The organism is Nocardioides sp. NPDC057577, assembly GCF_042801335.1.
Classification (GTDB): Bacteria; Actinomycetota; Actinomycetes; order Propionibacteriales; family Nocardioidaceae; genus Nocardioides.
In genome coordinates, this window is record NZ_JBHVGB010000119.1 from 1 (window position 1) to 18,636 (window position 18,636).

Consider the following 18,636-nt stretch of genomic DNA (forward strand, 5'->3'; position numbering starts at 1 on the left):
GAGTGGCCTATAGGTCACTCTCAGCTTCACAACCCAGCTCAGCCGGTCACCAGGACGACCTTCCCCGTCGTCTCACGGTTCTCGAGGGCGGCGTGGGCCGCCGCGGCTTCGGCCAGGGGGAAGGCTGAGCCGACGTACGGCGTCCGCGTGCCGTCCGCGGCGGCTTCGAGCGAGGCCTGCTCGAACTCCTTGATCCGGCCCTGAACCCAGGGGCCGAGGATGTCGACGATCTTCGCGGCGCCCTCGTAGCCGTCCTGGTCGCCGGAGAACCGAACCATCCGCCCGTCGTTCTCGAGGAGGGCGTAGACATGCCTGGGTACGTCACCCCCGACTCCGTCGAGAAGCACCGTGATCCGGGGCTCCTCTTCTCGAAGGGTCTCGAGCCAGCCGTCGCGTCGGTAGTCGATGGCCGTCTGCGCACCGAAGCCACGGGCGATCTCGAGCTTGGCGTCGGAGCCCGCGAGGCCGACCGCGCGAGCGCCCGCGTTGCGGATGCCCTGGAGCAGGATCGCGCCCATGCCACCGGCGGCCGAGGTGACCACGACGACGTCGTCGGGAGTGATCTGGGCGGCTTCGAGCACCGCGGCCGAGGTGCGGCCGGTGCCGATCGCGGCCACGGCCTCGGCCGACTCGAGCCCGTCGGGGCGTAGGTAGAGCTGTGTCTCGTCGGCGACGGCGAGCTCGGCGTAGCCGCCGCTGCTTCCCGGCCCGAGGTGCGCGACGACCTTCGCGCCCAGCCAGGCCTCGTCGGTGCCCTCACCGACCGCGTCGACCACGCCGGCAACTTCACGGCCGGGAGTCATCGGGAGCTCCGGTCGGGGCATCGTGGGTGGTAGGTCGGCCGCCCGGATCGAGGTGTCGAGGCGGTGGATGCCCGCGGCCTCCACCCTGATGCGTACCTGGCCCGGGCCTGGTGTCGGGTCGGGCACCTCCTCGAGGCGCAGGACCTCCGGGCCGCCGAACTCGTGCTGTCTGATCGCTCGCATGTCTCGAGTCAACATGCTCAAGCTCACTTGAGGTCAAGGGGTTCCCCAGGCCTTGGATGAGCTCAGGCCTCAGGCGAGCTCCGTGATCGGCCGGAGCACCACAGCGACATCGCGTGCCAGCCGTACGCGACGGAGCAGCTCCTCCGCATCCGGCTCCACGTCGGTGGTGACCGTGATCGCGTCGTCACGGGCCACGACCCACAGCCGCTCGTCGACGACGTGGCTCGCGAACCGGGCCAGTGAGCGGGCGTGCTCCTCCTCGGCGGCGATGACGGCACCGTCGGGCGTGGTCACGTTGGTCTTGGCACGGAACTCCGGCGGGAAGAAGACCGGCGTGGGCACCCGGCCGGTGCCGGCGTTGCCGGAGCCCGGCGAGAGGCCGATCATCGCGGCCGTCTTCGGCAGGTGGGCGGGGACCCGCACCACGACCCAGCGTGCCGGCCGCCAAGGACCTTTCCCAGGCGACGCCTTGCCATGCCAGTACTCGACGAGGATCCCGTCGCAGGTGCCGTCGACGACGAAGTCACAGCGTTCGGCGCGTACGTCCGGCCCGAGCACCTCCCACCGCACCGGCCGCTGCGCGGCGGCCTTGCCGGTCACCACCGGCCAGCCGAACGTCTGAGCCGCTCGGGTCACGCTGTCGCGCCGCTCCTTCGTCAGCCGGGCGACAGACGCTCGCGGCACCTGGGACGGCGTCGCGAGCGGTCTCTCTGAGTAGACCCCCCTCGGCATGCGCCCCATCGTAGGCTCACGGACCACGGGATTTCGGGAAGGCGAAACCGAATTTCCTATGCCACGCGGTTTGATGGGTGCGTGCTGTTCCCCAACGCCGACCTCGAACGCATCCGCACCGGCGAGGTCGACCTCGCCTTCCGCCGCTGGAAACGTCCGATGCACGTCGCGGGCGGCCGCCAGCGCACCCGGATCGGCGTGGTCGAGTTCGTCTCCGTCGCGCCGGTCTCCCCCGGCTCGCTGACCGAGGACGATGCCCGTCGCGCGGGCACCACGCTTGCCTCGCTCTTGGCGTTTCTGTCTCGCAAGGACGGCGAGGTCTATCGCATCGAGATGCGCTTCGGAGGCGACGACGAGCGTGTCGCTCTGCGTGCGAAGCGCCCCGGGAAGAAGGAGACCGCCGCGCTGGTCGCGAAGCTGGCCGACATGGACCGGCGCAGCCGTCGCGGCCCGTGGACACGCGAGCACCTGGAGCTCATCGAGGCCCGGCCCGGCGAGCTGGCCGAGACGATCGCGGCCTCGATCGGACGGGAGAAGAAGCCGTTCAAGGCCGACATCCGCCGGCTCAAGGAGCTCGGTCTCACCGAGTCACTCCCCGTCGGCTACCGCCTCTCGCTGCGTGGGCGGGCGGTGCTTCGGGCGCTGCGGGCGTGAGGCTGCTCCTTCGTCACGGTATGCAGGGAAAAGCACACATCCCTCGCGGAGCTCCGCGAGGGATGTGCGACTTCGTCTGCATACCCTTCGACAAGCTCAGGACACCGCCTTGACGAAGGAGCGCGCCGATCAGCCCAGGTCCGTGGCGAAGAGATCCTCCTCGGTCTCGCGCCGGACGATGACCCGCGACTCACCGTCGCGGACCGCGACGACCGGAGGCCGCAGGGCGTGGTTGTAGTTGGAGGCCATCGAGCGGCCGTAGGCACCGGTGCCGGGGACCGCGATCAGGTCGCCGGGGGCGATGTCAGCCGGCAGGAACTCGTGCTTGACCACGATGTCCCCGGCCTCGCAGTGCTTGCCGACGACCCGGCCGAGCACCGGCCCGGCGGACGAGGCCCGGCCGGCGAGAGTCGCGGAGTAGTCGGCGTCGTAGAGGGCGGTGCGGATGTTGTCGCTCATCCCGCCGTCGACGCTGACATAGGTCCGGGTGACGCCGCCGTCGAGGGCGACCTCCTTGACGGTGCCGACCGTGTAGACGGTGCACATCGAGGGCCCGACGATCGCGCGGCCCGGCTCGATCGAGAGGTGCGGCACCGCGAGGCCGAAGCCACGGCACTCGTGCTCGACGATCGCGGTGAGCTCCTCGGCCAGGGCCTTGGGCGTCGAGGGGTCGTCCTGGGTGGTGTAGGCGATGCCGAAGCCACCGCCGAGGTCCATCTCGGGCAGCTCGGTGCCGAGCTCGTCGCGGATCCGGGCCTGCAGCGCCAGCACCCGCCGCGCGGCGACCTCGAACCCGGAGGAGTCGAAGATCTGGGACCCGATGTGGGAGTGCAGTCCGCGCATCTCGACGTTCGGAGCGTCCAGCAGCCGGCGTACGGCCTCGAAGGCGTCGCCGGACGAGATCGAGAAGCCGAACTTCTGGTCCTCGTGGGCGGTGGCGATGTATTCGTGCGTGTGCGCCTCGACGCCGGCGGTCACCCGCACCATCACCCGGGCGATGATGCCGGTCTCGGCGGCGATCTCGGCGACCCGCTCGACCTCGTGGAAGGAGTCGACGATGATCCGTCCGACGCCCGCGACGATCGCCCGGCGCAGCTCCATCGGGGTCTTGTTGTTGCCGTGGTAGCCGATGCGTGCGGGGTCGACCTCGGCCCGCAGCGCCGCCGACAGCTCGCCGTTGGAGCAGACGTCGAGGCTGAGCCCCTCCTGCGCCACCCAGCGCGCCACCTCGGTGCACAGGAACGCCTTGCCGGCGTAGTAGACGTCGTAGCCCGTGAAGGCGTCACGGAACGCGCGGGCGCGCTCGCGGAAGTCGGCCTCGTCCAAGACGTACGCAGGGGTGTTGATGTTCGCGACCAGGTCGGGCACCGCGACGCCACCGACGGTGAGGACGCCGCTCGCGTCCTTCTCCGCCGTCGCCGACCACAGCGCGGGCACGAGGGCGTTGACGTCGTCCGGGGTCTTCAGCCACACCGGCGAGGTGCCGGTGAACGAGCCCGGGGAGCTGTGGCTGCTCACATCCGCTCCGGGGCGGAGACACCGAGCAGGCCGAGGCCGTTGGCGAAGACGGTGCGGGCGGCGGAGACGAGCGCCAGCCGGGCCAGGTTGACGGGCGCCACCGGCTCGTCGCCCTTGGGCAGCATCCGGCAGTCGTCATCGTCGTACCAGCGGTGGAAGATCCCGGCGGTGTCCTCCAGGTAGCGGGCGACGCGGTGCGGCTCGCGCAGCTCGGCGGCGGTCGCGACCACACGCGGCAGCTCGGCCAGCGCACGCAGCAGCTCGCCCTCGCGCTCGTGGACGAGCAGCGACGGGTCGAAGGTCTCGAGGTCGATCGCCATGCCGTGGTCGGCGGCGTTGGCCATCATCCGGCAGGTGCGCGCGTGGACGTACTGCACGTAGTAGACCGGGTTGGCGCTGTCGGCCTTGGCCCACAGATCGAGGTCGATGTCGATGTTGGAGTCGCTGGAGTAGCGGGCCAGCGCGTAGCGCGCCGCGTCCACCCCGATCGCCTCGACGATGTCGTCGATGGTGACCACGGTGCCGGCACGCTTCGACATCCGCATCGGCTGGCCGTCCCTGAGGAGGTTGACCATCTGGCCGATCAGGATCTCGAGGTTCTCGTGGGGCGTGTCGCCGAAGGCGGCGCACATCGCCATCATCCGGCCGACGTAGCCGTGGTGGTCGGCGCCCAGCATGATGAAGCACCGGTCGAAGCCGCGCTCGCGCTTGTCGAGGTAGTAGGCCAGGTCGCCGGAGAAGTAGGCGCCGTTGCCGTCGGCCTTGATGACGACGCGGTCCTTGTCGTCACCGAACTTCTCGGTCGCCAGCCAGATCGCGCCGTCCTTCTCGTAGACGTTGCCGAGCTCGCGGAGCTTCTCGATGGCGCGCTCCACGGCCCCGGACTTGTGGAGGTTGTCCTCGTGGAAGTAGACGTCGAAGTCGACGTTGAAGTCGTGCAGGCTCTGCTTGATCTCGGCGAACATCAGCTCCACGCCGATCGACCGGAAGACCTCCTGCGGGTCGTCGCTCTCGAGCGCGTTCGGCTCCTTGGCGAGGACCTGCTTGGCGATCTCCTCGATGTACGCACCGCCGTAGCCATCCTCCGGGACCGGCTGGCCCTGGGCCCAGGCGAGCAGGCTCCGCGCGAAGCGGTCGATCTGGCCGCCGTGGTCGTTGAAGTAGTACTCCCGGGTGACCTCGGCGCCGGACGCCTCCAGGACACGACCGAGCGCGTCGCCGACCGCGGCCCAGCGGACACCACCGAGGTGCAGCGGGCCGGTCGGGTTCGCCGAGACGAACTCCAGGTTGATGTTGTGGCCGGTGAAGGTCTCGTTGTTGCCGTACGCAGCCCCGGCGGCGACGATCTCGCCCGCCAGCTTGCCCTGGGCACCGGCCTCGACGGAGATGTTCAGGAAGCCCGGGCCGGCGATCTCGACGTCCGCGATCCCGTCGGTCGCCTTCAGCTTCTCGGCGACCTGCTCCCCCAGCGCGCGCGGGTTCATCCCAGCCTTCTTGGCCAGCTGCAGCGCCACGTTGGTGGCGTAGTCGCCGTGGCCCTTCTGCCGGGGTCGCTCCACCGTGACAGTGCTCGGAACGCCGTCGGGAAGGGTGATCGCACCCTCATCGACGAGCGCGGTGAGGACATCGACGACCGCGGTGGAAAGCTGCTCAGGAGTCACGGGGTCCAGCGTATAAGTGTGAGTCGGTTTCCTCGTTATCCGTCCCAGCCTGTAGGGTTCCCTCTGCACTGCTCAAGCGGTGCATTGCCTCCGTAGCTCAGGGGATAGAGCGCCGGTTTCCGGTACCGTAGGCCGCAGGTTCGATTCCTGCCGGGGGCACAGTTGAAACCGCTGGGTGACCAGCGGTTTCTTTCATTTCTCGTCGATAACCGGCAGCGGCCGAGGCCGTCGACATGCCATCCTGTGGCCAGCATGGACAAGACAGATGTACGCCGCTCGAAGCGGCTCTCCCAGGTGCTGAGGCACCGACCCGGGTCCGTGGGCATCGAGCTGGACCCGCACGGCTGGGTGGCGGTGCCCGCCCTCCTGGACGCGCTCGCCACCCACGGCACCCCGATGACTCGCGACGACATCGACCGGGTCGTCCTCGGCAACGACAAGCAGCGCTTCGAGATCGACGCGCCGCAGGACCGGATCCGGGCACGGCAGGGACACACAGTCGAGGTGGATCTGGATCTCGCCCCCTCCGATCCGCCGGTGGTGCTCTTCCACGGCACACCACGCGCCAACATCGAATCGATCCTCGCCACCGGCCTCGACCGCCGCCGGCGGCACCACGTCCACCTCTCCCCCGACCGCGAGACCGCAGAGCGCGTCGGCGCCCGCCGCGGTGACTTCGTCGTCTTCCGGGTCGACGCGGCCACGATGCACGCCGCCGGACTCATCTTCTGGCGCACCGACAACGACGTCTGGCTGACGGATACGGTGCCCGCGGCCTATCTCGCGCTCGATCTCTGAGGCACCTGCCGGGTCACAGACCCTCGGCGAGGGTGTGGGCGACGAGGGCGTTGGCGTGACCGTGCCCGAGGGCGTACTCGCTCTTCAGGTGGGCCACGATCTGCATGTGCTTGGTGATCCCGCACTCGCGGATGATCTGCTGCCACTCCGCGATCGGGCGGCCGTACTTCTTCTCGATGGACGGGAAGTAGGCGGCGGGGCCCTTCACCTGATCGGACATCTCTGGTCTCCTTGGGTGCATCGTGGCGACGATCGCCACCTGCCTACGCGTCGAACCGAGCATGACCGCTTCGACACGACCACAACAGAAATTCGGGAGACCCACGTGACCAGCTATCCCCCAGCCCCCTGGAACATGCACGGATCGATGTGGCTCTCGGTCTACCGGCTCGCCCACGACGCGGACGAGCAGCACCCGAAGGGCATCTACGCCGTCGCCCTGGTCGACTACACCGAGCCGAGCCCGCTGACCTACCACGAGCTCCTCTCGGCCCGGGTGATCACCGCGTCCAACGGGAAGAAGGCGGTGAGCGTCGTCGACATCTGGGTGGACTCCCCCGACTCCGTGGCCGGCGGTCGTACGTTGTGGGCGATCCCGAAGGGGCTGGCCAAGTTCAGCGGAGGGTCGTCCACCAAGGGACCGGTGGCGACCCACACCTGGGAGGCGAGCTACGACGAGGGTCCGATCGCGACGGCCAAGTTCAACGATGTCACCCAGATCGCTCCGCGCCTGCCGATGCAGGGCAACGTGGAGCAGCCGGGCATCGAGGAGCACCCCGACACCGCCTGGCTCACCATGAAGGGCCGCGCCAAGCTCCTGCCCGCGCGCGGAAGCTGGAGCTTCGACCCCGACGGCCCGCTCGCCTACCTCCGCGATGCCACCAAGCTCGGCTCCTTCCGTGGCAAGGGCTTCGAGATCGCCTTCGGCTGAGTCCTGAGTGTCGGTGGTCGCGAGTAGCGTCGATGGGCATGAACGCACTCCACATCGACTATCTCGAGCTCGCGGTCACCGACCTCCCGACCTCGCGCTCCTTCTACGAGTCCGCTTTCGGCTGGTCCTTCAACGACTACGGCGGGATGTACGCCGGGATCGCGGGGCCCGACGGCAACGACGAGGACGGCGGGATGTACGCCTCCGAGACTTCCGTCGCCCCGCTCCCGTTGATCCGCTCGAACGACCTCGAGGCCGCGGTCGCGGCTGTCGAGAAGGCCGGCGGCACGATCACCGAGGCGCCCTACGACTACCCCGGCGGACGCCGTTTCATCTTCACCGACCCCTCCGGAAATCGACTCGGGGTCTACCAGCCCGCCGGATAGCCCTTAAACCTAAGGCTCGACCGAATTACCGGGACCGCCCTAGACTCCGACCGCATGACCGACGCTACGCCGGCTCTGCTCGCGTATCTGTCCCGGTGGCTCGATGAGCCCCAGGGCGATCGCGACGCGGAGGCCGTTCTCTGGGGGAGAGTTGCGAAGGTGAGCGAAGAGGCCGGCGAGGCCATCTCCGCACTCATCGGAGCCACCGGACAGAACCCTCGACCGCACCCACTCTTGGGCAACACCCACAGCTACGACGACGTCGTCGACGAGTTCCTCGACGTTGCGATCACCGCGATGACCGCGGTCGAGCACGCGGGCGTCCCCACCTAGGCCTTCTTCTTGTTGGCCTGCCGCTTCGCAGCCTTCCGCTGGGCGCGCAGCCGGCGCTCCTCGGCGTACATCGCCTCGGCCTCCTCGAGCGTGGGGGCCGAGCCGCCGTACGCCTTCGGCAGCCACCACGAGCCCGGGGGCTGCTCGTCGGCGGGGTGTGCCTTGATCAGCCGGTCGAGCATGGCCTCCATCTGCGACTTGAGCGCCGCGGTCTCCGCGGCCGGGTCCTCCCCGGTCACCGGCAGCGGCGGGCCGATCTCGATGCCGATCGTCTTGTGACGCGACAGGTCGACCTTCTGACCCTTGGTCATGATCCGCTGGGTGCCCCACAGCACGACCGGGATCAGCGGGACCCCGGCGTCGGCGGCGATGCGTACGGTGCCGGTCTTGAGGTCCTTGATCAGGAACGAGCGGGAGATCGTGGCCTCGGGGAAGATCCCGACGACCTCACCGTCCTTGAGGTATTCGACGGCCTTCTTCATGCCTGCCGCCCCGTAGCTGCGGTCGATCGGGATGTGGTGGAACGAGCGCATCACCGGGCCGCCGACGGGGTGGTCGAAGACCTCCTTCTTGGCGATGAACCGGGTCAGCCGGCCGCGCTCAGCGCCGGGGAACCCGGCCATGACGTAGTCGACGAAGGAGAGGTGGTTGACCGCCAGCAGGGCACCGCCCGACTCGGGGATGTGCTCTGCGCCGGTCATGTTGATCTTGATGTCGCCGAGCTTGAACCAGGTGCGAGCCGCGGCGATCGTGACCGGATAGCTGATGTCCATGGGGCGAATCGTGTCACGTCGGTGTGAACGCGGCCCGACTAGCCTCGCCGGTGTGAGCACGCTTTACGTGACGACCACCGACGGGCTCAGGCTGGCCGTCACCGACTTCGGGTCTCCCGGCGACACCCGCCCGACGCTGGTCTGCGTCCACGGCTACCCCGACAACGCCAGCGTCTGGCTCCCGCTGGTGAGGATCCTCGGCAGCGAGCTGCGGATGGTGACCTACGACGTACGCGGCCACGGCAGCTCGCAGGCACCGGCGACGCGCGAGGGCTATCTGATCGAGCGGCTCAACGCCGACCTGCAGTCCGTCACCGACGCGGTCAGCCCGTCGTCACCGGTGCACCTGCTGGCCCACGACTGGGGCTCGACCCAGACCTGGGAGGCGGTCGCCGGCAACGTACCGTCCGAGCGGATCGCGTCGTTCACCTCGATCTCGGGGCCGAGCCTCGACCAGACCGGGGCCTGGCTGCGTACGCCCGGCAGGACCGCCCGCGGCGTCCTGCAGCGTCTCAAGCAGGGCGCCGAGGCCGCCTACATCGGGTTCTTCCAGGCACCGCTGCTCCCCGAGCTCGCCTGGCGCTCCGGCGTCCTCGACCGGATCGTCGGCGGCTCGGCCGTCGACCGCACCCGGGCCGACCGGATCAACGGCCTCGAGCTCTACCGCGCCAACGCCATCGCTCGGATGAGACGCCCGCGGCCACGGCCGGTCACCGTCCCGGTCCAGGTCATCGCCCCGGTCGGTGACGTCTACGTCAGCCGGGCACTGGCGACCGAGGCCCCGCAGCCGTACGTCGCGGACCTGACGGTCCGCGAGGTCGCCGGCTCACACTGGGTGGTCGCGGACCATCCCGAGCGGATCGCTCCGCTGGTGCGCGACTTCGTCGCCGCGCACCACGAGCTCAACCCCGGCAGCCGCGGTTGAGCCGACCGTCGTTGCGCGCGTCCTTGCCCATCGCCCGGGCCGCCCCGACGTTGGGGAAGACGACGCTGGCGGCGCCGGCGTTGCCGATCCCACCGGGAACGACGCAGGTGCGCACCTTGCCCGGGTTGATCGCGGCGACCGCGTTGGCGAGCTGGTAGAGGTCGCGACCGGAGAGGCCGGTGGTGTGCATCTTCTTCATCACCAGTGAGACGCCCTTGGCCTTGAAGCCGATGTCGTACTGCCGGGCGACGATCTTGCGGTGGATGGCCCGGATGACCCGGGACTGGTTGGCCGAACGGTCGAAGTCACCGCCGGGCAGCGTCTTGCGGGCTCGCGCGAAGTCGACCGAGTGCGGACCGCTGATGTGGATCCGGCCCTTCTTGAAGCCGTAGGGGGCGACGTACGGATCGCTGAAGGCACGCGGGTTGTCGACGTCGACGCCGCCGACCCCGATCACCATGTCGCTCATGCCGGAGAAGGAGGTGACGAAGACGTACTGCGGCTGCACGCCGACCAGATTGCCGACGGCACGCCCCATCAGCTTCGGGCCGCCGTAGAGCAGCGCCGAGTTGATCTTGTCGCGCCCGTGGCCGGGGATGTTGACGTAGGAGTCGCGCGGGATGCTGATGTCGGTGGCGTAGCCCGAGGACGGGTTGAAGCCGATCAGGTGCAGCGCGTCACCGCGGGTGCGGGTGACCTTCTGGCCGGGGCGGGCGTCGGAGCCGACGGCGAGGACCCAGATCGTGCCGCCCTTGCGGGTGAACTTGGCGACGTCGAGACCCTTGGCCCACTTGGTCGCGATCAGCTCCGCGCGCGGCTCGGCGACCTCGGCGTCGGGCACGAGGACCGCGGTCAGCGCGAGCACCACGCCCAGCGCCAGCGTGGTCAGGAGGCGGCGGCGTACGAACCGGCGTACGAACATCGTCATCCGGCTCATGACTTGTCTCCCGACGGGCTCGGCGAGGCGGACGGCGTGGCCAACTTCTCCTCGCGGGCGATGTTGAAGCCGAAGACGGCCCAGGAGGTCTTGGTCGGCACCATGTCGAGGGTGCCGCGGACGGTCTGGCGCGACGCGCGCTCACCCGTGGTGTCGTAGACCAGCCGCACCCGCGCGACCGCGCCGACCGGGTAGTTGTTGTTGGCCAGCAGATCGACGTGGACGTCGCTGGCGGCCACCTCGACCCCGTCGATGTGAGGCGCGATCGTGGCGTTGCTCATCAGGCTCATCTGCTTGCCTGCCTGGGCGATCGTGCCCTTCGAGAACCCTGGGAAGGACTTCGCGGTGAAGGTCGAGGTCTCGCGCGGGTAGTCGCCCCCGACGTACGCAGCCTGCAGCCATCGGTCGACGACCTTGGCCACGTTGGTGGCGACCGCCTGGTGCCTGGTCTTAGGGAACTTGCCCTGCACGTGGACGAGCTTCGCGGCCGACTTCACCGTGGGCGCGGGGGTCGGCGACGGGGAGGGCGAGGCGGCCGGCTTATCGGGCTCGCCGCCGCATCCGGTGAGCGCCAAGGTGCTGCTCAGGGCCGCCGCCGTGAGTGCCGTTGCGACGCGCCGAAGGCGTCGCGTACTGCTGCTCGTCATGTGGGGAATCCGTCTCATCGACCTGCTCCGGGACCGGGCCACTGTACGCATACCGACCCGGGTTGCGCGCACACCCGGTAGGTAACGCAAGATGTGGGACGGATTACATCCTGTCCACAGGGAGAACCTGCATCGGGCATTTGCGTGTTCGTGGGGATAGCCTTGCCCGTGGGCAACCCATTTCTTACAGTGCGAAAATTCGGAAGAGGCGAATCAAGCCGTGTCCTCAGGCACCCCGTCCCCCAACACTGCCGACATCCCAGCGGAATTCGGCGCCAACGAGTGGCTGGTCGAGGAGATGTACGACCAGTACACGAAGGATCCCAGCAGTGTTGACCCCGTGTGGGTGAAGTTCTTCGAGACCAACGGACAGCCCGGCGCGTCGCCGAACGGCGCCGCAGCGGCCCCGGCCACGCCTGCCCCCAAGTCTCCGGTCCCGACCGCTCCGGCCGACGCTCCGGCCAGTGCCCCCGCGCCGACCACCCCCGCCTCCGCGGAGGCGCCGGCCGCCAAGGCGGCTCCGGCCCCCAAGGCGAAGCCGCGCCCGGCCGCGCAGGCCGCCGAGCCGGCGAAGGGCACCGCGACGCCCACTCCCAAGGACGCCCCGAAGCCGACCGCCGTCGCCGTCACCGACGAGCCGACCTACACCACGCTGCGCGGCATCCCCGCCGCCACGGCCAAGAACATGGACGTGTCGCTCTCGGTGCCGACCGCGACCTCCGTGCGCAACATGCCGGTCAAGCTGCTGTGGGACAACCGCACGGTCATCAACAACCACCTCAAGCGCGCTCGCGGTGGCAAGGTCTCCTTCACCCACCTCATCGGCTACGCCATCATCAAGGCGATCAAGGCGATGCCGGCGATGAACAACACCTACGCCGAGGTCGACGGCAAGCCGACCCAGGTGACCCCGCCGCACATCAACCTCGGTCTGGCCATCGACCAGCAGAAGAAGGACGGCACCCGCCAGCTCGTCGCGCCGTCCATCAAGGGCTGCGAGCTGATGGACTTCGCCGGCTTCTGGACGGCGTACGAGGACATCGTCCGCAAGGCCAAGGACAACAAGCTGTCCATGGCCGACTACTCCGGCACCACGGTCAGCCTGACCAACGTCGGCGGCATCGGCACCAACAACTCGGTGCCGCGGCTGATGCAGGGCCAGGCCGCGATCATCGGCGTCGGCTCGATGGACTACCCGCCGGAGTTCCAGGGCGCGTCCAACGCCACCTTGGCCAAGAGCGCGGTCTCGCGGATCATGACGATGACCTCGACGTACGACCACCGGGTCATCCAGGGCGCGCAGTCGGGTGAGTTCCTGGCCACGGTCCACCGGCTCCTGCTCGGTGAGAACGACTTCTACGACGAGATCTTCGCGTCGCTGCGGATCCCCTACGAGCCGATCCGCTGGAACCAGGACATCGACACCACCCACGACGACCAGATCTCCAAGCAGGTCAAGGTCGGCGAGATCATCCACGCCCACCGCGTGCGTGGTCACATGATGGCCGACACCGACCCGCTGGAGTACAAGCAGCGTTCGCACCCCGACCTGCAGATCGAGTCGCACGGGCTGACCCTGTGGGACCTCGACCGCGAGTTCCCGGTCGGCTCCTTCGCCGGCGGCCGCAAGCCGTTCATGAAGCTGCGCGAGATCCTCGGTGTCCTGCGTGACTCCTACGTCCGCACCACCGGCATCGAGTACATGCACATCCAGGACCCCGAGCAGCGCCAGTGGATCCAGGACCGCGTCGAGCGGCCCTACGACAAGACCCCGCGCCAGGAGCAGCTCCGGATCCTGTCGAAGCTCAACGAGGCCGAGGCCTTCGAGACCTTCCTGCAGACCAAGTTCGTCGGCCAGAAGCGGTTCTCCCTCGAGGGCGGCGAGACCGCGATCCCGGTCATCGACGAGGTCTGCGAGGCCGCCGCCGAGGCCGGTCTGGACGAGGTCACGATGGGCATGGCCCACCGCGGCCGCCTCAACGTGCTCGCCAACATCGTCGGCAAGTCCTACAACCAGATCTTCCGCGAGTTCGAGGGCAACATCGACCCGCGCACGGTCCAGGGCTCCGGCGACGTGAAGTACCACCTCGGCGCCGAGGGCGAGTTCCTCTCCGACCTGGGCGACACGATCAAGGTCTCCGTCGCCGCCAACCCGTCCCACCTCGAGACCGTCGACCCGGTCCTGGAGGGCATCGCCCGCGCCAAGCAGGACGTGCTCGACCAGGGCGCGGTCTTCCCGGTCCTGCCGCTGCTGGTCCACGGTGACGCTGCCTTCGCCGGCCAGGGTGTGGTCGCGGAGACGCTCAACCTGTCCCAACTGCGCGGCTACCGCACCGGTGGCACCGTCCACCTGGTCATCAACAACCAGGTCGGCTTCACGACGTCTCCCGGGTCCTCCAGGTCGTCCCTCTACGCGACCGACGTCGCGCGGATGGTCCAGGCGCCGATCTTCCACGTGAACGGCGACGACCCGGAGGCCTGCGTGCGCGTCGCGCGGCTCGCCTTCGAATACCGCCAGGCGTTCAACAAGGACGTCGTCATCGACCTCATCTGCTACCGCCGCCGCGGTCACAACGAGGGCGACGACCCGTCGTTCACCCAGCCGATGATGTACGACCTGATCGAGCAGAAGCGCTCGGTCCGCAAGCTCTACACCGAGTCGCTGATCGGTCGTGGTGACATCACGATCGAGGAGGCGGAGCAGGTGCTGGCCGCCTACCAGGCTCGCCTGGAGCAGGTCTTCACCGAGGTGCGCGAGGCCGACAAGATGCCGCAGGCCTGGGAGACCGTCCCGGACTACCCCGAGAAGCCTGCCGGCGAGACCGTCACCGCGATCACCAGCGATGTGCTGAAGCGGATCGCGGACTCGTACGTCACCCCGCCGGAGAGCTTCACGGTCCACCCGAAGGTGATGCCGCAGCTGCAGCGCCGCGCGACCCAGATCACCGACGGCGGCATCGACTGGGGCACGGGCGAGACGCTCGCGTTCGGGTCGCTCCTGATGGACGGGCGCCCGGTGCGTCTGGCCGGTCAGGACTCGCGTCGCGGCACCTTCGTGCAGCGCTTCGCGACCATGATCGACCGCAAGAACGCCGACGAGTGGACTCCGCTGAACAACCTCACCGAGGACCAGGCGAAGTTCTACGTCTACGACTCGCTGCTCTCGGAGTACGCCGCTCTCGGCTTCGAGTACGGCTACTCGGTCGCCCGGCCGGACTCGCTGGTCCTGTGGGAGGCGCAGTTCGGTGACTTCGTCAACGGCGCCCAGTCGGTGATCGACGAATACATCTCCGCAGGCAAGACCAAGTGGGGCCAGGACTCCGGTGTCGTGCTGCTGCTGCCGCACGGCTACGAGGGCCAGGGCGCCGACCACTCCTCGGCACGCATCGAGCGGTTCCTCACGCTGTGCGCCGACGAGGCCATGGTCGTGGCGCAGCCGTCCTCGCCGGCGTCCTACTTCCACCTGCTTCGTACGCACACCCTCGGCGCCGAGCACCGGCCGCTGATCGTCTTCACCCCGAAGTCGATGCTGCGCCGCAAGGAAGCCGCCTCCCAGCCGGCCGACTTCACCTCGGGTTCGTTCCAGCCGGTCATCGCCGACACCGAGGCGGACGCCTCGAAGGTCAACACCGTCCTGCTGGTCTCCGGCCGTCTCACCTGGGATCTCACGGTCGAGCGTAAGAAGCGGGACCGCGACGACGTCGCGATCGTCCGCGTCGAGCAGCTCTACCCGTGGCCGACCGACGAGCTGGCCACCGAGCTCGCGAAGTACCCCAACGCAAAGGTCAAGTGGGTCCAGGACGAGCCCTTCAACCAGGGCCCGTGGCCGAGCTACTACCTCAACGTGGTTCCCGAGCTGGGCCGCGAGGTCGAGCCGATCACCCGTCCGGCCTCCTCCACCACCGCCGTCGGCACCATCAAGCGGCACACGGTCGAGCAGAAGGAGCTCATCGACCGCGCGTTCGCCTGATCGCCTGGCCAGCGGAGCGCGACGCAGGAGCGCTCCGCGTAGGCCTGGCGGGTTGAGCGAGCGCACGGCCGAGCCTGCGAGGCCGTGACCGCGAGTCGAAACCCACACGCACGAAGCCCCTCGGTGTCCGACACCGAGGGGCTTCGTCGTTCTCTGGCTCCGGTCGGCTCAGACGGGGACCGGGACCGGCTCCGGCTCCTCACTCAGCCCGACCTTGCGGTGCAGGCGCCGCAGCGGACGCGGCGCCCACCAGGCCGCCTCCCCGAGCATCCGCATGGCCGCCGGGAGGAGGATGCCGCGGATCAGGAACGCGTCGATGAGGATCGCCAGGCCGACGCCGAGGCCGAAGAACTTCATGAAGCTGATGTCGCTGACCATGAACGCGAAGAAGCTGGTCGCGATCAGGGCGGCGGCCGTGGTGACGATCCGACCGGTGTGGGCCAGGCCCTGCACCACCGCATCGACGTTGCTCAGGCCGCGGCGGCGCATCTCGGTGATCCGGCCGAGCACGAAGACCTCGTAGTCCATCGACAGCCCGAACGCGATCACCAGCAGCAGGACGACCATCGAGACGTTCAGCGGCATCGCGGTGAAGCCGAGGAGATCGGCACCGAATCCCTCCTGGAAGATCAGCACGGTCGTCCCGACCGTCGCGCCGAGGCCGATGACGTTGAGCACCAGCGCCCGCAGCGGCTGCACCAGGCTGCCGGTGAACAGGAACAGGATCACCACCATCGCGATCGCGAGCCCGCCGACGGCGTACGGGAGCTTGGCGCCGATCGCGTCGAGGGAGTCCAGCAGCTCCGCGGCGCCGCCGCCGACGAGCGCCTCCGTCCCGGCTGGGGTGGGGACGGCGCGTACGTCACGAACCAGGTCGCGCGCCTCCTCGGACTGGCGGTCGAGCTGGTTGACGACGGCGAGCTCGTCGGCGTCGTCGCCGGGCGGGATAGCGGGTGTCGTCGAGGCGAGGGCACCGTCGACGTACGTCCCGACGCGGGTGTCGACACGGTCGACGTCGTCGACTCGGGAGAGATCTGCGGCGTACGTCGCCAGGCTCTCCTCATCGACGGTCGAGGTGGTCACGACGCGGATGGGGCTGGTGCCGTCGCCGTCGAACTCCTCGCGAAGCAGATCGCCGGCCTGACGGCTCCCCGCCGATGCCGGAAGGACCCGGTCGTCGGGAGTGCCGAACTCGATGCCGGCCAGCGGCGCGGCCATCGCGAGCAGGACGGCCACGACCGGGAGCGCCACCCACGGCCGCTTGGTGACGAAGCCGGCCAGCCGCGTCCAGAACGGCGCGGCGCCTCCACGGAGACCGCGTACGCCGGGGACGCGGAGGGCGTCGATCCGGTCGCCCAGGAGGGTGATCGTGGCGGGGAGCAGCACGACGGCGACCACCGCGGTGATCACCATGACCCCGATGCCGGCGTACGCCGAGGAACGCAGGAAGTAGAGCGGGAAGGCGAGCAGCGAGGCCAGGGAGACGGCGACCGTGGTGGCACTGAAGACGATCGTACGGCCGGCGGTCTCGACGGCGCGCACGACGGCGTCGGCGTGCTCGGCTCCGGCGGCTCGCTCCTCGCGGACCCTCGCCACCATCAGCAGGCCGTAGTCCACTGCGAGGCCGAGCCCGAGTCCGGTCGTCAGGTTGAGGGCGTAGATGGAGACGTCGGTGAAGTTGCCGAGCACCGAGAGCTCGGCGAAGGTGCCGGCGATGGCGAACCCGCCGACGCCGATCGTCACGAAGGCGGCGACGACGTTGCCGAAGGCGAGGACCAGCAGGGCGATCATCAGCGGGATCGCGATCGCCTCGGCAAGGGCGAGGTCGGCGCCGATCTGAGTGCCGACCTCCTCGAAGGTCGCGAGCTGGCCGCCGACGTGGACCGTGGCGCCGTCGTTCGCGGCCTCGTCGGTGTAGCGGTCGATCACCGCGGCCGCATCGACCGTGTCCGGGTTCTTGGCGCCGACGGAGATCAGTCCGTGGGCGCCGTCCTCCGAGGTCATGCCGGGACCAGGGGCATCGAGGTAGGAGACGACGTCGGTCAGGTCGTCATCGGCTCGTAGACGGTCGACGAGCGCCTGAGCGTCCTTCGCAGCGGTGCCTTCGGTCACGGCGCCGTCCGCGGCGCTGACGGTCAAGAGGAAGCCGGCCCCGTTGCCGAAGCCCTCCTCGAGTGCGGTGGCTGCGCGGCTGCTCTCCGAGGCGGGGTCGTCGAAGCCGGCGTCGTCGAGCTTGCCGAAGGCCGAGGTGGCCAGGTAGATCGCGCCGAGGAGGGCGACCAGGCCGATCACCAGGACCCGGCGCGGATTTCGCACCACGAGGGTGCCTAGTCGGTGGAACACGATTCCTCCAGCATGAATGTGGGCAGGTGTAAACTTGGTAGGTGTTAACTTTCCCTTTGATGTGGGCAGGTGTCAACATGAATTCCGTGAAATCCTCTGAGAGCTCGGACGAGGGCGCCCGGCCCTACCACCACGGCGACCTCCGGAACGCGCTGGTCGATGCGGCCGCGACGCTTGCCGAGGAGGGCGGCCCGGACGCGGTGACCATCCGAGCCGCGGCCCGTGCGGTCGGCGTGACCCCGACCGCGACCTACCGCCACTTCACCAACCAGTCCGACCTGCTCCACGCGGCCAAGCACGAGGCGATGGACCGGCTCACCGCAACGATCCTCGAGCTCCTGGCCGCCGAGACCCCCGCCCCCCACCCGGCCGAGGCCGCGGTGCAGCGTCTCGCGGCGGCCGGACGGGGGTACGTCCACTTCGCCTTCGCCCAACCCGGACTGTTCCGCACCGCGTTCTGCCGTCCCGCCACGGAGGACGAGCATCCGACCGAGGAGCTCTCTCAGGTCCTCGCGGAAGCCCCGCCGTACGCCTTCCTCACGACCGCTCTCGACGACCTGGTCGATGCCGGCTGGCTTGCGCCCGAGCTCCGTCCCGATGCCGAGACGGCCGCCTGGTCGGCCGTCCACGGCCTGTCGGTCCTCTTCGTCGACGGCCCCTACCGCCACGTCCCCGTACCCGAGCGCGACCGGCTCATCAACGTCACCCTCGGCATGGTCGTACGCGGCCTCTCCGGAGGCCCGGCCTCCGACTCACCCCTGAGCGCCGAATGAAAGACTGAGCCCATGTACTTCACCGACCGCGGCATCGAGGAGCTCGTCACCCGTCGAGGCGACGACGAGGTCACCCTCGCCTGGCTCGCCGAGCAGCTCCAGGCCTTCGTCGACGTACACCCCGAGCACGAGACGGCGATCGAGCGACTCGCCACCTGGCTCGCCCGCCTCGACGACCCCGAGGACTGACAAGCCCCGCCGAGGCGTCACGTACGCAGGTCGAGACGTCAAACAGGTCGGCCGAGTTGGCATCCAGCTGCCAACTCGAC

The 18,636-nt window shown here is 69.2% G+C and carries 18 protein-coding genes and 1 tRNA gene; 10 read left to right on the forward strand and 9 right to left on the reverse strand.

Going from position 1 to position 18,636, the window contains the following annotated elements; genetic code table 11:
- Positions 1-38 precede the first annotated feature (38 nt).
- Both ACFU7D_RS20440 and ACFU7D_RS20445 read right to left on the reverse strand, forming a co-directional pair.
- Positions 39-986: an alcohol dehydrogenase catalytic domain-containing protein gene (locus ACFU7D_RS20440; protein ID WP_378870523.1), complete on the reverse strand. Its 948-nt coding sequence runs from the start codon at positions 984-986 to the stop codon at positions 39-41.
- A gap of 69 nt (positions 987-1,055) precedes the next feature.
- Positions 1,056-1,622, reverse strand: a complete 567-nt coding sequence (locus ACFU7D_RS20445; RefSeq protein ID WP_378870525.1) for a hypothetical protein — start codon at positions 1,620-1,622, stop codon at positions 1,056-1,058.
- Positions 1,623-1,799: 177 nt separating this feature from the next.
- Between ACFU7D_RS20445 and ACFU7D_RS20450 the strand changes: the two genes are divergently transcribed.
- Complete coding sequence (locus tag ACFU7D_RS20450; RefSeq protein ID WP_378870528.1) at positions 1,800-2,372, forward strand: hypothetical protein; 573 nt, start codon at positions 1,800-1,802, stop codon at positions 2,370-2,372.
- A gap of 129 nt (positions 2,373-2,501) precedes the next feature.
- Here the strand turns inward: ACFU7D_RS20450 and lysA are convergent, their stop codons facing one another.
- Both lysA and argS read right to left on the reverse strand, forming a co-directional pair.
- Positions 2,502-3,890, reverse strand: a complete 1,389-nt coding sequence (gene lysA / locus ACFU7D_RS20455; RefSeq protein WP_378870530.1) for a diaminopimelate decarboxylase — start codon at positions 3,888-3,890, stop codon at positions 2,502-2,504.
- Positions 3,887-5,551: an arginine--tRNA ligase gene (argS, locus tag ACFU7D_RS20460; protein WP_378870532.1), complete on the reverse strand. Its 1,665-nt coding sequence runs from the start codon at positions 5,549-5,551 to the stop codon at positions 3,887-3,889. The genes lysA and argS overlap by 4 nt, the downstream gene beginning before the upstream one ends.
- Positions 5,552-5,637: 86 nt before the next feature.
- On the opposite strand from argS, the gene ACFU7D_RS20465 reads away from it, so the two are divergent.
- Positions 5,638-5,710 (forward strand) — tRNA-Arg (locus tag ACFU7D_RS20465).
- A gap of 93 nt (positions 5,711-5,803) precedes the next feature.
- Positions 5,804-6,349: an RNA 2'-phosphotransferase gene (locus tag ACFU7D_RS20470; protein ID WP_378870534.1), complete on the forward strand. Its 546-nt coding sequence runs from the start codon at positions 5,804-5,806 to the stop codon at positions 6,347-6,349.
- Between the two features lie 13 nt (positions 6,350-6,362).
- On the opposite strand, the gene ACFU7D_RS20475 is transcribed toward ACFU7D_RS20470, so the two are convergent.
- On the reverse strand, positions 6,363-6,569 hold the full coding sequence (locus ACFU7D_RS20475; RefSeq protein ID WP_378870536.1) for a DUF4287 domain-containing protein: 207 nt from the start codon (positions 6,567-6,569) through the stop codon (positions 6,363-6,365).
- 105 nt (positions 6,570-6,674) lie between these two features.
- On the opposite strand from ACFU7D_RS20475, the gene ACFU7D_RS20480 reads away from it, so the two are divergent.
- From ACFU7D_RS20480 to ACFU7D_RS20490, 3 genes are read left to right on the forward strand one after another with little or no spacing between them, the layout of a single operon-like run.
- Entirely contained in the window at positions 6,675-7,280 is a 606-nt protein-coding gene (locus ACFU7D_RS20480) for an acetoacetate decarboxylase family protein (protein WP_378870538.1), read from the forward strand.
- A gap of 38 nt (positions 7,281-7,318) precedes the next feature.
- Positions 7,319-7,666, forward strand: a complete 348-nt coding sequence (locus ACFU7D_RS20485; RefSeq protein ID WP_378870540.1) for a VOC family protein — start codon at positions 7,319-7,321, stop codon at positions 7,664-7,666.
- 54 nt (positions 7,667-7,720) lie between these two features.
- Entirely contained in the window at positions 7,721-7,999 is a 279-nt protein-coding gene (locus ACFU7D_RS20490; RefSeq protein ID WP_378870543.1) for a MazG-like family protein, read from the forward strand.
- On the opposite strand, the gene ACFU7D_RS20495 is transcribed toward ACFU7D_RS20490, so the two are convergent.
- Positions 7,996-8,772: a lysophospholipid acyltransferase family protein gene (locus ACFU7D_RS20495; RefSeq protein ID WP_378870546.1), complete on the reverse strand. Its 777-nt coding sequence runs from the start codon at positions 8,770-8,772 to the stop codon at positions 7,996-7,998. The genes ACFU7D_RS20490 and ACFU7D_RS20495 overlap by 4 nt on opposite strands.
- A gap of 52 nt (positions 8,773-8,824) precedes the next feature.
- Here ACFU7D_RS20495 and ACFU7D_RS20500 point away from each other — a divergent pair, with 52 nt between their 5' ends.
- The gene (locus tag ACFU7D_RS20500; RefSeq protein WP_378870548.1) at positions 8,825-9,697 is read left to right on the forward strand and encodes an alpha/beta fold hydrolase; all 873 of its coding nucleotides are present in this window, start codon (positions 8,825-8,827) and stop codon (positions 9,695-9,697) included.
- On the opposite strand, the gene ACFU7D_RS20505 is transcribed toward ACFU7D_RS20500, so the two are convergent.
- Together ACFU7D_RS20505 and ACFU7D_RS20510 are read right to left on the reverse strand one after the other, a co-directional pair.
- Positions 9,675-10,634: an LCP family protein gene (locus ACFU7D_RS20505; protein WP_378870550.1), complete on the reverse strand. Its 960-nt coding sequence runs from the start codon at positions 10,632-10,634 to the stop codon at positions 9,675-9,677. The genes ACFU7D_RS20500 and ACFU7D_RS20505 overlap by 23 nt on opposite strands.
- The gene (locus ACFU7D_RS20510; RefSeq protein WP_378870552.1) at positions 10,631-11,281 is read right to left on the reverse strand and encodes a hypothetical protein; all 651 of its coding nucleotides are present in this window, start codon (positions 11,279-11,281) and stop codon (positions 10,631-10,633) included. Before ACFU7D_RS20510 ends, ACFU7D_RS20505 begins: the two co-directional genes overlap by 4 nt.
- A gap of 298 nt (positions 11,282-11,579) precedes the next feature.
- Here ACFU7D_RS20510 and ACFU7D_RS20515 point away from each other — a divergent pair, with 298 nt between their 5' ends.
- Entirely contained in the window at positions 11,580-15,251 is a 3,672-nt protein-coding gene (locus tag ACFU7D_RS20515; RefSeq protein WP_378870560.1) for a multifunctional oxoglutarate decarboxylase/oxoglutarate dehydrogenase thiamine pyrophosphate-binding subunit/dihydrolipoyllysine-residue succinyltransferase subunit, read from the forward strand.
- A 168-nt stretch (positions 15,252-15,419) separates the two neighbouring features.
- On the opposite strand, the gene ACFU7D_RS20520 is transcribed toward ACFU7D_RS20515, so the two are convergent.
- On the reverse strand, positions 15,420-17,594 hold the full coding sequence (locus tag ACFU7D_RS20520; protein ID WP_378870554.1) for an MMPL family transporter: 2,175 nt from the start codon (positions 17,592-17,594) through the stop codon (positions 15,420-15,422).
- Between the two features lie 86 nt (positions 17,595-17,680).
- On the opposite strand from ACFU7D_RS20520, the gene ACFU7D_RS20525 reads away from it, so the two are divergent.
- Together ACFU7D_RS20525 and ACFU7D_RS20530 are read left to right on the forward strand one after the other, a co-directional pair.
- Positions 17,681-18,367 carry a TetR/AcrR family transcriptional regulator gene (locus ACFU7D_RS20525; protein WP_378870557.1) on the forward strand — a complete coding sequence of 229 codons (687 nt, stop codon included), beginning with the start codon at positions 17,681-17,683 and terminating at the stop codon, positions 18,365-18,367.
- A gap of 12 nt (positions 18,368-18,379) precedes the next feature.
- Positions 18,380-18,556, forward strand: a complete 177-nt coding sequence (locus ACFU7D_RS20530; RefSeq protein ID WP_357338702.1) for a DUF6104 family protein — start codon at positions 18,380-18,382, stop codon at positions 18,554-18,556.
- Positions 18,557-18,636: the final 80 nt, after the last annotated feature.

Coding starts and splice junctions, on each gene's coding strand:
- ACFU7D_RS20440 (WP_378870523.1), bottom strand. CDS start 986: ATGCGAGCGATCAGACAGCACGAGTTCGGCGGCCCGGAGGTCCTGCGC.
- ACFU7D_RS20470 (WP_378870534.1), top strand. CDS start 5,804: ATGGACAAGACAGATGTACGCCGCTCGAAGCGGCTCTCCCAGGTGCTG.
- ACFU7D_RS20475 (WP_378870536.1), bottom strand. CDS start 6,569: ATGTCCGATCAGGTGAAGGGCCCCGCCGCCTACTTCCCGTCCATCGAG.
- ACFU7D_RS20485 (WP_378870540.1), top strand. CDS start 7,319: ATGAACGCACTCCACATCGACTATCTCGAGCTCGCGGTCACCGACCTC.
- ACFU7D_RS20490 (WP_378870543.1), top strand. CDS start 7,721: ATGACCGACGCTACGCCGGCTCTGCTCGCGTATCTGTCCCGGTGGCTC.
- ACFU7D_RS20495 (WP_378870546.1), bottom strand. CDS start 8,772: ATGGACATCAGCTATCCGGTCACGATCGCCGCGGCTCGCACCTGGTTC.
- ACFU7D_RS20505 (WP_378870550.1), bottom strand. CDS start 10,634: ATGAGCCGGATGACGATGTTCGTACGCCGGTTCGTACGCCGCCGCCTC.
- ACFU7D_RS20510 (WP_378870552.1), bottom strand. CDS start 11,281: ATGACGAGCAGCAGTACGCGACGCCTTCGGCGCGTCGCAACGGCACTC.
- ACFU7D_RS20515 (WP_378870560.1), top strand. CDS start 11,580: ATGTACGACCAGTACACGAAGGATCCCAGCAGTGTTGACCCCGTGTGG.
- ACFU7D_RS20530 (WP_357338702.1), top strand. CDS start 18,380: ATGTACTTCACCGACCGCGGCATCGAGGAGCTCGTCACCCGTCGAGGC.